The sequence below is a fragment of the Paenibacillus sp. FSL H8-0261 genome (genome assembly GCF_045040645.1).
Taxonomy (GTDB): Bacteria; Bacillota; Bacilli; order Paenibacillales; family Paenibacillaceae; genus Paenibacillus_AQ.
Genome location: NZ_CP150297.1, coordinates 1 through 13,520 on the forward strand (window position 1 = coordinate 1; position 13,520 = coordinate 13,520).

Annotated in this window: 9 protein-coding genes and 1 rRNA gene; 9 read left to right on the plus strand and 1 reads right to left on the minus strand. The window is 44.0% G+C overall.

All coding sequences use genetic code 11. From position 1 onward, the window contains the following. The 6 genes from dnaA (at position 1) to gyrB (ending at position 6,328) form a co-directional block, all read left to right on the plus strand. Complete coding sequence (gene dnaA, locus MHI27_RS00005) at positions 1 to 1,347, plus strand: chromosomal replication initiator protein DnaA (protein ID WP_042183777.1); 1,347 nt, start codon at positions 1 to 3, stop codon at positions 1,345 to 1,347. A gap of 197 nt (positions 1,348 to 1,544) precedes the next feature. Then, a complete protein-coding gene (dnaN, locus tag MHI27_RS00010; RefSeq protein ID WP_339244164.1) occupies positions 1,545 to 2,687 on the plus strand; it encodes a DNA polymerase III subunit beta in 1,143 nt (380 codons plus the stop codon). Between the two features lie 48 nt (positions 2,688 to 2,735). Further along, positions 2,736 to 2,966, plus strand: a complete 231-nt coding sequence (yaaA, locus tag MHI27_RS00015) for a S4 domain-containing protein YaaA (protein WP_042123047.1) — start codon at positions 2,736 to 2,738, stop codon at positions 2,964 to 2,966. Positions 2,967 to 2,986: 20 nt separating this feature from the next. Continuing rightward, on the plus strand, positions 2,987 to 4,105 hold the full coding sequence (gene recF, locus MHI27_RS00020; RefSeq protein ID WP_042123050.1) for a DNA replication/repair protein RecF: 1,119 nt from the start codon (positions 2,987 to 2,989) through the stop codon (positions 4,103 to 4,105). 16 nt (positions 4,106 to 4,121) lie between these two features. Then, positions 4,122 to 4,370 carry an extracellular matrix regulator RemB gene (gene remB / locus MHI27_RS00025; protein ID WP_405175338.1) on the plus strand — a complete coding sequence of 83 codons (249 nt, stop codon included), beginning with the start codon at positions 4,122 to 4,124 and terminating at the stop codon, positions 4,368 to 4,370. A gap of 47 nt (positions 4,371 to 4,417) precedes the next feature. Beyond that, positions 4,418 to 6,328, plus strand: coding sequence for a DNA topoisomerase (ATP-hydrolyzing) subunit B (gene gyrB, locus MHI27_RS00030; protein ID WP_042183779.1), 1,911 nt, complete (start codon positions 4,418 to 4,420; stop codon positions 6,326 to 6,328). Positions 6,329 to 6,414: 86 nt separating this feature from the next. Here the strand turns inward: gyrB and MHI27_RS00035 are convergent, their stop codons facing one another. Continuing rightward, complete coding sequence (locus MHI27_RS00035) at positions 6,415 to 7,290, minus strand: YheC/YheD family protein (protein WP_405175339.1); 876 nt, start codon at positions 7,288 to 7,290, stop codon at positions 6,415 to 6,417. A 355-nt stretch (positions 7,291 to 7,645) separates the two neighbouring features. Here MHI27_RS00035 and gyrA point away from each other — a divergent pair, with 355 nt between their 5' ends. From gyrA to MHI27_RS00050, 3 genes are all read left to right on the plus strand, one after another. Continuing rightward, complete coding sequence (gene gyrA / locus MHI27_RS00040; protein WP_405175340.1) at positions 7,646 to 10,186, plus strand: DNA gyrase subunit A; 2,541 nt, start codon at positions 7,646 to 7,648, stop codon at positions 10,184 to 10,186. A gap of 267 nt (positions 10,187 to 10,453) precedes the next feature. Next, the gene (locus MHI27_RS00045; protein WP_405175341.1) at positions 10,454 to 11,551 is read left to right on the plus strand and encodes an HD-GYP domain-containing protein; all 1,098 of its coding nucleotides are present in this window, start codon (positions 10,454 to 10,456) and stop codon (positions 11,549 to 11,551) included. Between the two features lie 389 nt (positions 11,552 to 11,940). Continuing rightward, a 16S ribosomal RNA gene (locus MHI27_RS00050) occupies positions 11,941 to 13,498 on the plus strand. The last annotated feature ends 22 nt before the right edge of the window (positions 13,499 to 13,520 follow it).

Consider the following 13,520-nt stretch of genomic DNA (forward strand, 5'->3'; position numbering starts at 1 on the left):
GTGGACAGCCATACTTCCGAATTATGGCAGCAAATTTTATCGATTATTCAAACCAAATTAAGCAAGCCGAGCTTTGATACCTGGTTTAAGGCTACTAAAGCGATAACCTTCAACTCCCAGGTTCTCATTATCTCGGCACCTACAACGTTCGCAGTAGAATGGCTGGAAAGTCGCTACACCAAACTAGTAGGAGCAACGGTCTACGAAGTCACTGGGAAACAAGTGGATGTAAAATTCGTGATTGAAGAAAGCAAGCCGCCTGAGCTTGTGGTTCAACAATCCGCTCCCACTCCCGTAGTATCACGAGAAGAAGCGCAAACGCATCTACTCAATCCCAAGTACACTTTTGACACTTTTGTAATCGGCTCCGGCAACCGTTTTGCGCATGCAGCCTCACTGGCAGTAGCCGAAGCGCCGGCCAAAGCATACAATCCCTTGTTTTTATATGGTGGTGTAGGTCTGGGCAAAACCCATTTAATGCATGCCATTGGGCACTATGTTCTAGAACATAACCCGAATAACAAGGTTATTTACATCTCATCAGAGAAATTCACGAATGAATTTATCAATTCAATCCGTGATAACCGCGGTGAAAGCTTCCGCAATAAGTATCGTAACGTTGACATTTTGCTTATTGACGATATTCAATTCCTCGCTGGAAAAGAGTCCACGCAGGAGGAGTTTTTTCATACGTTCAATGCGCTCCACGAAGAACGCAAGCAAATTATCATCTCCAGCGACCGACCGCCAAAGGAAATTCCCACACTGGAAGAACGGCTACGTTCCCGGTTCGAGTGGGGCTTGATTACGGATATTCAACCACCCGATCTAGAAACCCGAATTGCGATTTTGCGCAAAAAGGCGAAGGCAGAGAACCTTGATATCCCTAATGAGGCCATGATGTATATTGCTAACCAGATTGACACCAATATTCGTGAGCTGGAGGGTGCATTAATCCGGGTTGTTGCTTACTCATCGCTAACTAACCAGGATGTAACTACTCATTTGGCAGCTGAAGCACTCAAGGATATTATTCCTTCCAGCCGGCCTAAGATGATTACCATCGCTGATATTCAGCAAAAAGTCGGTGAATACTACAATTTACGCCTTGAAGACTTCAAAGCGCGAAAACGTACGAAAGCCGTAGCTTTTCCACGTCAAATCGCAATGTATCTCTCCCGTGAACTAACCGATTATTCGCTCCCTAAGATTGGTGAGGCATTCGGAGGACGTGACCATACGACCGTAATTCATGCGCATGATAAAATTACACAGTCATTAAAGGTCGATCAGGAGTTGTACAAAGTGGTAAATAATCTTGCGGAGAAAATTAAAAATCCTTCCTAAGAGGAACAAAGAGCCTATACACAATCTATACACATGTGGGTAGGCTTAATTTTATGCTATTTGATAGGGTTATCCACATATTAGACGCCCCTACTACTAATACTATTAAATAACTATAATAATTCATCATGTAAAGACGCGTAATAAAGAGCTACCAATACAACGAAATTCCCAATTTTTCAGCTAGGAGTGAAATCATGAAAATAAGCATTCTTAAAAATGAACTCAACGAATCCATTCAACACGTATCCAAAGCTATATCCAGTAGAACAACCATCCCTATTCTGACCGGTATTAAGCTGGAAGTTAGCCATCAAGGCGTAACATTAACTGCAAGCGACACCGATATTTCGATTCAATCGTTTATTCCAGCAGAGAATGACAGCCATACGATCGTGAAGATAGATCAGCCAGGAAGTGTTGTTCTTCCCGCTAAATTTTTCGTCGAGATTATTAAGAAGCTGCCCTCCAAAGAGATTCACATGGAAGTTAAAGAAGGATTCCAAACGTATATTTCTTCTGGATCCACTGAGATTCAGATCGTAGGTTTAGACCCTGAAGAATTCCCGGTGCTACCGAGTATTGAGGAGAACGATACTATCTCCCTGCCAGGTGATTTGCTGAAAAATATGATTAAACAAACCGCTTTTTCTATTTCTACCCAAGAGACAACTCCGATTTTAACAGGTATACTGTGGAATCTGGCTGATAATGAGTTTAAGTTTACAGCGACAGACCGCCACCGCTTAGCTACAAGAGCAGCAAAACTAGAAGGTACGGAGAATGTCCAATTTGCAAATATCGTAATCGCCGGTAAAACTCTTAATGAGCTAAGCAAGATTATTCCTGATCAAAATATGCTCGTTGATATTGTGGTTGCGGACAATCAAGTTCTCTTTAAAATCGACAAAGTACTGTTCTATTCACGGATCCTTGATGGAATTTATCCGGATACTTCTAGAATTATTCCAACAACCTACAAAACAGAACTAACTTTGGACACAAAAAAATTAAGCGAATCGATTGATCGTGCTTATTTGCTGTCCCGTGAAGAAAAAACCAATATTGTGCGCATGCAGACGCTTGAGCAAGGTGGTATTGAAATTTCATCTAGCTCTTCTGAGCTTGGTAAAGTTCGCGAAGAACTTGAAGTCATTGATTTCAAAGGTGAACCGCTCAAAATATCTTTCAACTCCAAATATATGCTCGATGTCTTAAAAGTTATTGAGAGTGAGCAACTTGTAATAGCATTTACAGGAATGATGAGTCCGATCATTTTGAAGCCACTCGATCAAACCAATAGCTTGTATATTATTTTGCCTTACCGTACAACAAATTAATGCCAACATTCATGAACATGTGGATAAGTGGCTGAAAGGATAAAAACCATGAAAAAAATACTTATCCACAGTGGATATATTAAGCTGGATCAATTCCTGAAACTTTCTGATTGTGTATCCACAGGTGGAATGGCTAAAGCTTTGCTGCAAGAAGGACATGTACTTGTTAACGGAGAAGTAGAGGAACGGCGCGGAAGAAAACTTTATCCGGGTGATCAAATTGAAGTGCAGGATAACGGCACATTTCAGGTTGAAGGCGGAGGAGTCAAAGAGGAGTAGGCTAGGGGAGGAACCATTTCGTGTTTGTTAAAAATATCGGTCTGCAGCATTATCGGAATTACGGGCTGCTGCGTCTGGAGAGCTTGGGCGATGTGAATCTGATTCTGGGTCAGAACGCCCAAGGCAAAACAAACCTCATGGAGGCATTGTTCGTCCTGGCGATGACCAAAAGCCACCGCACCTCGAAGGATCGCGAACTTATCTCATTCGATGCCCCTGGAGATGCTGCTCAGATCATTGCCGAGGTAGAACGTAAGTACGGCGATCTCAAGCTAGAGCTCACCCTATCTGCCAAAGGTAAAAAAGCTAAGATTAACGGTTTAGAACAACGACGTCTTAGTGAGTTTGTGGGATCACTCAATGTGGTTATGTTTGCACCGGAAGATTTAGAGATAGTCAAAGGCACACCTGGCATCAGACGGCGTTTTCTCGATATGGAGATTGGCCAAGTCCAGCCCAGTTATCTATTTCACCTCCAGCAGTATCAAAAAATTCTCTTACAAAGAGGCAATTTGCTGAAGCAGTTGTGGGGGAAAGAGGCAGCGGGAAAAGACCTTTTGGAAATTTGGGATGCTCAACTTGTGGAGCACGGTGTTAAAATCGTCAAAAAAAGGAAACAATTCATAAAGAAGCTGCAAATATGGGCTGAAAGCATACACCGGGGGATTACGAACGGCGGAGAAGAACTGAAATTGCTCTATGTCCCCTCTTTCGGCGATCGGGATGAGGAAGATGAAGCTGTCTTATTAGACAATTTTATGTTAAAGTTATCACAAACGAGAGAACAAGAAATCAGGCGCGGCATGACGCTGACGGGTCCCCATCGGGATGACCTGTCCTTTTTTATCAACGGAAGGGAAGCTCAGGTCTACGGTTCTCAGGGACAGCAGCGTACAACGGCTTTATCGCTCAAGCTGGCGGAAATCGAGCTGATCCATGAAGAAATCGGAGAATATCCTGTGCTGCTTCTTGATGATGTTTTATCCGAGCTTGATCCTTACCGACAGACCCAGCTTATTGAAACCTTTCAAAGCAAGGTACAGACATTCATTACCGCTACCGGGATTGAGGGTCTGAATGCCGATAAATTAAAGGGCGCCAGCCTATATCATGTTCATGATGGAAAAGTGGAGTTATAAAGAGCGGAGGAAGATCATGTATATTCATTTGGGCGGGGAGAAGATTATTCGCTCTTCGGAGTTAATTGCAATATTTGATATTTCGATTGAGAAATCTTCCAAGGTGTCTAAGCAATTCGTCATTTACTCTGAGCAGGACAAGAAGCTTGAGCGGATTGGTGAAGAGGAAGCAAAATCTATTGTCGTCACTAAAAATATCGTGTATTACTCCCCCATTTCCTCCTCCACTCTCAAAAAAAGAGCCAAAATTTTGCTCGAAATATAACTTGCGTTTAGTAACAAAGAGATAATCTGAAAGAAGTAGGTGAAGGCATGTCAATGAATCAACCGACATATGATGAGAGCCAGATTCAGGTACTGGAAGGGCTAGAAGCTGTCCGGAAACGTCCGGGCATGTATATTGGTTCCACTAGTTCTAAAGGTCTCCATCACTTGGTGTGGGAGGTCGTAGATAATAGTATCGATGAAGCCCTAGCAGGTTATTGTGACCGGATTCAAGTGATTATTCATGAGGATAACGGGATTACTGTTATCGATAATGGACGTGGCATACCTGTAGGTGAAAATGAAAAACTTAAAAAGTCGACGCTTGAAGTTGTAATGACAGTACTGCATGCAGGCGGTAAATTCGGCGGCGGCGGATATAAAGTATCAGGCGGCTTACACGGTGTGGGTATCTCCGTAGTAAATGCCTTGTCTGAGAAGGTTGTTGTTAATGTTAAGCGTGATGGGCATATTTATCAGCAGGAATACAGACGTGGTGCACCACAGTATGAGATCAAAGTTGTTGGAGATACGGAAGAGACAGGTACGACTACAACTTTTCATCCGGACCCTGAAATCTTTACTGAAACCACGGTCTTTGAATATGCGACACTGCTTACTCGTATTCGAGAGCTAGCTTTTCTTAACAAAGGAATTGAGCTTTCACTGCATGATGAGCGGACCGATGTCACCAACGTGTTCAAATATGAGGGTGGTATCGTTGAATATGTGAAATATCTGAATGAGAAAAAAGAAGCGCTGCACGAGGAACCAATCTACGTGGAAGGCTCACGTGATATGATTCAGGTTGAAGTAGCTCTCCAATATAATGATTCGTATACAGAGAACATCTACTCTTTTGCGAATAATATTAATACCCATGAGGGCGGAACGCATGAATCCGGCTTCAAAAGTGCTTTAACACGTATTATCAACGATTACGCCCGTAAAGCGGGTGTGCTGAAGGATGGTAATTCAAATCTGACTGGCGACGACGTGCGTGAAGGATTGACAGCCATTATTTCTGTCAAAATTCCAGAGCCTCAGTTCGAAGGTCAAACGAAGACTAAGCTCGGAAATAGTGAAGTCCGTGGAATAGTAGAATCACTGTTCGGAGAGAAATTGCAGGAATTCCTGGAAGAGAATCCGGCAGTATCACGCCGTGTCCTTGAGAAGTCGCTTTCAGCTTCACGTGCACGAGAAGCCGCTCGTAAGGCTCGTGAGTTAACCCGCCGTAAGAGTGCGCTTGAAGTCAGTGCACTACCTGGTAAACTTGCGGACTGTTCATCCAAGGATGCGTCTATCAGCGAACTGTATATCGTCGAAGGTGACTCTGCGGGTGGATCGGCCAAGCAGGGCCGGGATCGTCATTTCCAAGCGATTCTACCGCTGCGTGGTAAGATTCTAAACGTAGAAAAGGCACGCTTAGACCGTATTTTATCCAACGCCGAGATCCGGGCTATTATTACTGCTCTTGGTACAGGAATCAGTGATGATTTTGACCTATCGAAGGCTCGTTACCATAAAGTCGTTATTATGACGGATGCCGACGTCGATGGAGCTCATATTAGAACTCTGTTGTTAACATTCTTCTACCGTTACATGCGGAAGCTAGTAGATGCAGGTTATATCTATATCGCACAACCGCCATTGTTCAAGATAGAACGCAACAAAGTGATCCGTTATGCAGGTAGCGAGAAGGAACGCGATGAGATTATCGCCTCTTTTGGTGAGAATGTTAAGGTCAATGTTCAGCGCTACAAAGGTTTGGGTGAAATGAATGCTACCCAGCTGTGGGACACGACGATGGATCCTGAGGCTCGTATGATGCTACAAGTAACGATTGAAGATGCGATGCTTGCTGATAGTATCTTTGATACGCTGATGGGCGATAATGTTGAACCAAGACGTGACTTTATCCATGAGCATGCGAAGAGCGTCAGATACCTTGATGTGTAACAATTACATTCAAGCATAAAAACCTCCGGCTTCTGTTCCTAACGGAATGAGAATGCTGGAGGTTTTTTTGGTTTCAGAGCTGATTTTTAGGCTTTAGTATATTGCCTATTGCGGGTAGTATATGGGGATTTTCTAGCTTTTACACGTCCGTATGCTACAGCATAGCGGTGTATTCTACGATAGATAGATTTATCAGGAAATAACTTGAATACAACAATGGATGGAAGCGTGTTGACCTCAAGCAGCCACATATCCATATGCTGATCCATGGCAATATCCAGACCAATTTCTTTAATTCCTGGATAGGTGGTTTCCAATTGGCCTGCAATTTGTACGCCTAAAGATTTTAATTGATTAATCGTGGAGAGTGTTTCAGAAGGGTTCATATGATTTTTTAATAATGTATTTACTGACAGAATACTGCCTCCACTATGATAATTGGTGACGATTTTCTGAGGGGCAGCTACTCTTCCGAGCATTCCTGTTGTTTCCCATGCACCTGATGGAGTCTTTTGGGCAAGAACTCGAAGGTCGAAGGGACGATCTTGATGACGCAGGAGATCAATTCCTTTTTGGACGAGGTAGGTATGGTTCTGAATTCGTTTCTGTAAGGCCTCATGCAGCTCTTCGGGGGAGAAGAAAACTTCTGCCGTCTTTGCATATCTTAAAATATATAGGACCTGTGCTTCTTGCTGTTCTCTCTCCTCGTTATTGGCGGTGACAGTCATTTCAGTCTTCTGCTGGCTAGGACTTAAAATCACCGTACGCTGCTCAGCTCTCATTACACCAATACCAAAGCTTCCGCGATCAGGTTTTATATAGACCATGGCATATAACGCAAGCATTTCTTTAAGAACATTTAAATCATATTTACGAGTATCAGGCACATATAGAGATAGAGATTGATTTTGAAGGATAACTTTTGTTTTAGCCCATTTACTTGGGACTCGTTGAATCTTCATTATCTTCCTCCTTAACAATTTTGTGCAGCATTTGCTCTTTGGAATTCCCTTGTACAAAACTTGCTGTGGAAGCATAATCTTTGGCAGCTGAAAATCAGGACAAGCTACCTAAACAATGGTATAATATAAGGATATGGGGTTATGCCTTATCGAACGATACTAGGATAATAAAACCGTGTTTCTTGTCTTTACAGTCTATGTACTAAAGACATTTGCGGAAAGGGCGAATACCCTAATCAGCGCAAAAGAAATCAATATTAGAAGATAAAAGGCTATCATGTTTAATTGTGCTACTTTTGTGAAAGTAATATAATTAAGGGTAGCGGTTTTTTAACTGAAGGAGGTCCAGCAACTCATGGCTGAACAAAATAACCCACAAGTCAAAGATCGGGACATTGGCGTGGAAATGCGTGAATCCTTTATGGATTACGCAATGAGCATCATTGTTAGCCGGGCTTTGCCAGATGTGCGGGACGGACTCAAGCCGGTTCACCGACGCATTTTGTTTGCGATGTCGGAACTTGGAATGTCTGCGGATAAGCCTCATAAGAAATCGGCAAGAATCGTCGGTGAGGTTATCGGTAAGTACCACCCTCACGGTGACTCAGCCGTCTATGAAACAATGGTACGGATGGCTCAGGATTTCTCTATGCGCTATATGCTTGTGGACGGTCACGGGAACTTTGGTTCGATTGATGGTGATATGGCTGCAGCGATGCGTTATACAGAAGCCCGTCTTTCCAAGATTGCAGGCGAAATGCTTCGAGATTTGAACAAAGAAACAGTTGATTTCGCACCCAACTATGATGGTGAAGAGAATGAGCCAGTTGTATTACCAGCTCGCTATCCGAACCTGCTCGTTAATGGGGTATCTGGTATAGCTGTAGGTATGGCTACTAATATTCCACCGCATAACCTAGGTGAAGTTATCGATGGTGTGCAGGCGATGATTAAGAATCCTGATATCACCCCTATGGAATTGATGGAGTATATCCAAGGCCCAGATTTCCCAACGGCTGGATATATTTTGGGTCGTGAGGGTATTCGTCAGGCTTATCGTACGGGGCGTGGTTCAGTGACCATGCGTGCAAAGGCAACGATTGAAGAGAATAACGGTAAGGCTCGCATCATTGTACATGAGCTGCCGTATCAGGTGAATAAGGCGAGACTGGTTGAGAAAATCGCAGAATTAGTACGTGAGAAACGGATCGAGGGTATAACGGATCTTCGAGATGAGTCTGACCGTAACGGTATGCGTGTAGTTGTCGAGATGAGACGTGATGTGAATCCAAATGTTGTGTTGAACAATCTATATAAACATACTTCTATGCAATCTACATTTGGTATCAACATGCTGGCCATCGTAAACAACGAGCCGAAAATTCTTAATCTGCGTGATGTGCTCTATCATTATTTGCAGCACCAGATTGAAGTTATTCGTCGTCGTACAATATTTGATCTTAAAAAAGCCGAAGCACGCGCTCATATTTTAGAAGGTCTGCGTATTGCGCTGGATCATCTGGATGAAGTTATTGCGTTAATTCGTGCTTCTCGGACAACGGACATAGCCCGTGAGGGATTAATGAGCACCTTTAGCCTTAGCGTAGAGCAGGCTCAAGCGATCCTCGATATGCGGATGCAGCGTCTGACCGGTCTGGAAAGAGAAAAGATCGAGAATGAATATAACGAATTGCTAGCTAAAATTGCAGAGTACCGTGAAATTTTGGCGAATGAGCATCTTGTACTGGAAATCATCAGTAACGAGCTGCAGGATATTCGTGATAGATATTCTGATGAACGCCGGACAGAGATTACCGTTGGTGAAGAAAGTATCCTGGATGAAGACCTTATTACGCGTGAAGAGGTTGTTATCACTATTACACATACGGGATACATCAAACGTCTACCTGTCAGCACCTACCGCAGTCAGAAGCGTGGAGGGCGCGGAGTCATGGGGATGGACACCAAGGATCAGGACTTTGTGGAGCATCTCTTCGTGAGTAACTCTCATAACTATCTGATGTTCTTTACCGATAAGGGTAAGGTATACCGGATTAAAGCTTATGAGATCCCAGAGCTGGGACGTACAGCACGTGGGACACCAATCATCAACCTGATTCAAATTGAACAAGGTGAGAAGATTAGTGCCGTAATCCAAGTGGAAGAAACCGATAGTGACAAGTACTTGTTCTTTGCTACCCGCGAAGGTATCGTGAAGAAGACGCCGCTTGAGGATTACAATAACATCCGCAAAGGCGGACTTATCGCTATTAACCTTCGTGAAGAGGATTCTCTAATTGAGGTTAAGCTGACAGATGGACAGCAAAATCTTATTATCGGTACAGCTCGCGGAATGTCGATTACGTTCTCAGAGAATGATGTTCGTTCTATGGGTCGTAGCGCGACAGGTGTGAAGGGCATTACGCTTGATAGTAATGACCATGTCATCGGTATGGATTGTGTCGATAAGGAGCTTGAGGTTCTGATTGTTACTAGCAAGGGTTATGGTAAACGGACACCAGCCGGTGACTATCGTTCCCAGACTCGTGGTGGTAAAGGAATCAAGACCATTAATCTCACTGAGAAGAATGGCCCTGTAGTTGGTCTAAAAGTCGTTAAGAACGATGAAGACTTAATGATCATTACTACAAGCGGTACCTTGATTCGTACCAGCATGGATGGAATCTCTACTATGGGTCGTTATGCGCAAGGGGTTAAGCTAATTAACATCCGCGAGGATGATGCAGTGGCTACTCTGTGCAGAGCAGATAAGAACGAAGAAGACGAATTGTCTGAAGATATGGAAGGCCTCGAGGAACAAGTAACAGTAGATGAATCTGGTGATATTGATCAACCGGAAACAATCGCTGAGGATCAAGAAGATAACTTAGAGTAGGTTATATCAATAAAGAGCAAGGGCTTCTATTACAGAGACCCTTGCTCTTTTTGCTGTGTTGAATTAATAGCTAGTTATTTAATGAAATTTAATGAGAATTTTTATAAGAATAGTTTTCATTTCACTAGTCGCTTCCTTTTATCCGTACTATAATTAGCCGATAGAGTATAAATCAGTATATAAAGTACTATTTTCTCAGAAATTATCTGTCATATTAGATTTCGGTAATCCTGAGCTTATTGTTATAGAAATTAAGGGGCTGAGTATATGCCAAGTGTATTGGCTGGAGAAGTTAAAGCGGGCTCAAAGATAACCAAAGATGTAATTACACCTTTGGGGGGGATTTTGTTCACCAAGGGAAAAATACTACTCCCCCGTGATCTAGAAATTTTAGAAGCTTTTTTGGTTGGGCAAGTGGAGATCGAAGGTGTTCAGGGAGAGGACAACTCTGATGCTGTCAAAAAAAACGCCAAGCAGACAGCACTTAAAGCTGGAGCGATTATAAATGAATCGATGCTGATTAAGAACAATTCCCCACTACATGATGAATATGAAAAAATGATCGCACTTATTAGGACTAGCTATCGTTCGGTAACGGCAGCCTCACTTCCTATTTTTGAGTTGCGGAGTCAATTAGAGTTACTTATTAGTCATTTGAAGGATTATCATGTGTTGAAGTTTTCTCCACGTACGTTAAAAGACGAGGATTACAACTATCACAATGCCGTACTGTCCGCGTTAACATCATATAAGATCGCTCAATGGTGCGGGTATCCGCAAAAGGATTGGATGCAGATCGCTTTTGCCGGATTGCTACATGACATCGGAAACGCAAAAGTAGATAGTTCTCTTTTACATAAGCCGGAGTCACTTAATAGTGCTGAAATAGAAGAGGTTCGCAGACATACTACATATGGCTATCAATTGTTGCGTAATGTTACAGCGATTAATGAAGGGGTAAGACTAACAGCATTGCAGCATCATGAGAAGGTTGACGGGTCTGGATACCCACTTAAGCTAGAAGGTAGCCAGATTCATTTTTACGCTAAAGTAGTTGCGGTAGCAGATATATTCCATGCAATGACTCTAGAAAGGGCCTATAGAAAAGCACAGTCTCCTTATTTAGTGTTAGAGCAGATAATGACAGAAAGCTTCGGTAAGCTCGACCCAGTTATTGTACAGACCTTTATACAGAAGAGTACCGATTTGTTTAATGGAACCAGAATACGTTTGAGCGATGGACGTCATGGAGAGATCATATTTACTGACCGTGCTAATCCAACACGTCCTATGATTAAGGTAGAGGGTACGATTGTGAACCTAATGTTGGAGCGAGAATTGTATATTCAGGAGATCATTGCTTAGAGAGGGAAGTATTAAGAGACTGCATAAATGAGACTGTGCTAACAGGTATATACCAATATATAAAGGGTGATTAATAGCACAGTCTCTTATTTATAGATTATATTAAAAAAAGTGTTGCAATGAATCTCTATACATGATATATTCTATTTCTGGCCGAGAAACACACATGCCGAGCTCGAAAAAGAAGTTAAAAAAAGAGCTTGACATTAAACGGCTGAACATGATATAGTATAAGAGTTGCTGCTGAGACATTAAACGGCGCCAACGAGAACTTGATCTTTGAAAACTGAACAACGAGTGAGTAGGAAATCACGAAAGTGATATCCAAAATTAGAGAATTAATTTTCTCGTCAGATGTTTCAAAATGAGCATATCGCTCTTTTCAATACTAATTGGAGAGTTTGATCCTGGCTCAGGACGAACGCTGGCGGCGTGCCTAATACATGCAAGTCGAGCGGAGTTATTTTGAAAGCTTGCTTTCAAAATAACTTAGCGGCGGACGGGTGAGTAACACGTAGGCAACCTGCCCCTTAGACTGGGATAACTACCGGAAACGGTAGCTAATACCGGATAATTTCTTTTTTCTCCTGAAGAAAGAATGAAAGACGGAGCAATCTGTCACTGAGGGATGGGCCTGCGGCGCATTAGCTAGTTGGTGGGGTAACGGCCCACCAAGGCGACGATGCGTAGCCGACCTGAGAGGGTGAACGGCCACACTGGGACTGAGACACGGCCCAGACTCCTACGGGAGGCAGCAGTAGGGAATCTTCCGCAATGGACGAAAGTCTGACGGAGCAACGCCGCGTGAGTGATGAAGGTTTTCGGATCGTAAAGCTCTGTTGCCAGGGAAGAACGTCCGGTAGAGTAACTGCTATCGGAGTGACGGTACCTGAGAAGAAAGCCCCGGCTAACTACGTGCCAGCAGCCGCGGTAATACGTAGGGGGCAAGCGTTGTCCGGAATTATTGGGCGTAAAGCGCGCGCAGGCGGTCATTTAAGTCTGGTGTTTAAACCTTGGGCTCAACCTGAGGTCGCACTGGAAACTGGGTGACTTGAGTACAGAAGAGGAAAGTGGAATTCCACGTGTAGCGGTGAAATGCGTAGATATGTGGAGGAACACCAGTGGCGAAGGCGACTTTCTGGGCTGTAACTGACGCTGAGGCGCGAAAGCGTGGGGAGCAAACAGGATTAGATACCCTGGTAGTCCACGCCGTAAACGATGAGTGCTAGGTGTTAGGGGTTTCGATACCCTTGGTGCCGAAGTTAACACAGTAAGCACTCCGCCTGGGGAGTACGGTCGCAAGACTGAAACTCAAAGGAATTGACGGGGACCCGCACAAGCAGTGGAGTATGTGGTTTAATTCGAAGCAACGCGAAGAACCTTACCAGGTCTTGACATCCCTCTGAATCCACTAGAGATAGTGGCGGCCTTCGGGACAGAGGAGACAGGTGGTGCATGGTTGTCGTCAGCTCGTGTCGTGAGATGTTGGGTTAAGTCCCGCAACGAGCGCAACCCTTAACTTTAGTTGCCAGCAGGTAAGGCTGGGCACTCTAGAGTGACTGCCGGTGACAAACCGGAGGAAGGTGGGGATGACGTCAAATCATCATGCCCCTTATGACCTGGGCTACACACGTACTACAATGGCCGGTACAACGGGAAGCGAAACCGCGAGGTGAAGCCAATCCCATCAAAGCCGGTCTCAGTTCGGATTGCAGGCTGCAACTCGCCTGCATGAAGTCGGAATTGCTAGTAATCGCGGATCAGCATGCCGCGGTGAATACGTTCCCGGGTCTTGTACACACCGCCCGTCACACCACGAGAGTTTACAACACCCGAAGTCGGTGGGGTAACCCGCAAGGGAGCCAGCCGCCGAAGGTGGGGTAGATGATTGGGGTGAAGTCGTAACAAGGTAGCCGTATCGGAAGGTGCGGCTGGATCACCTCCTTTCTATGGAGAATCGTCTTCTGCA

Bases quoted from the DNA above. Each gene is read 5' to 3' on its own strand.
- yaaA (WP_042123047.1), top strand. From the start codon at position 2,736: ATGAAAAAAATACTTATCCACAGTGGATATATTAAGCTGGATCAATTC.
- dnaN (WP_339244164.1), top strand. From the start codon at position 1,545: ATGAAAATAAGCATTCTTAAAAATGAACTCAACGAATCCATTCAACAC.
- MHI27_RS00035 (WP_405175339.1), bottom strand. From the start codon at position 7,290: ATGAAGATTCAACGAGTCCCAAGTAAATGGGCTAAAACAAAAGTTATC.
- MHI27_RS00045 (WP_405175341.1), top strand. From the start codon at position 10,454: ATGCCAAGTGTATTGGCTGGAGAAGTTAAAGCGGGCTCAAAGATAACC.
- gyrA (WP_405175340.1), top strand. From the start codon at position 7,646: ATGGCTGAACAAAATAACCCACAAGTCAAAGATCGGGACATTGGCGTG.
- remB (WP_405175338.1), top strand. From the start codon at position 4,122: ATGTATATTCATTTGGGCGGGGAGAAGATTATTCGCTCTTCGGAGTTA.
- gyrB (WP_042183779.1), top strand. From the start codon at position 4,418: ATGTCAATGAATCAACCGACATATGATGAGAGCCAGATTCAGGTACTG.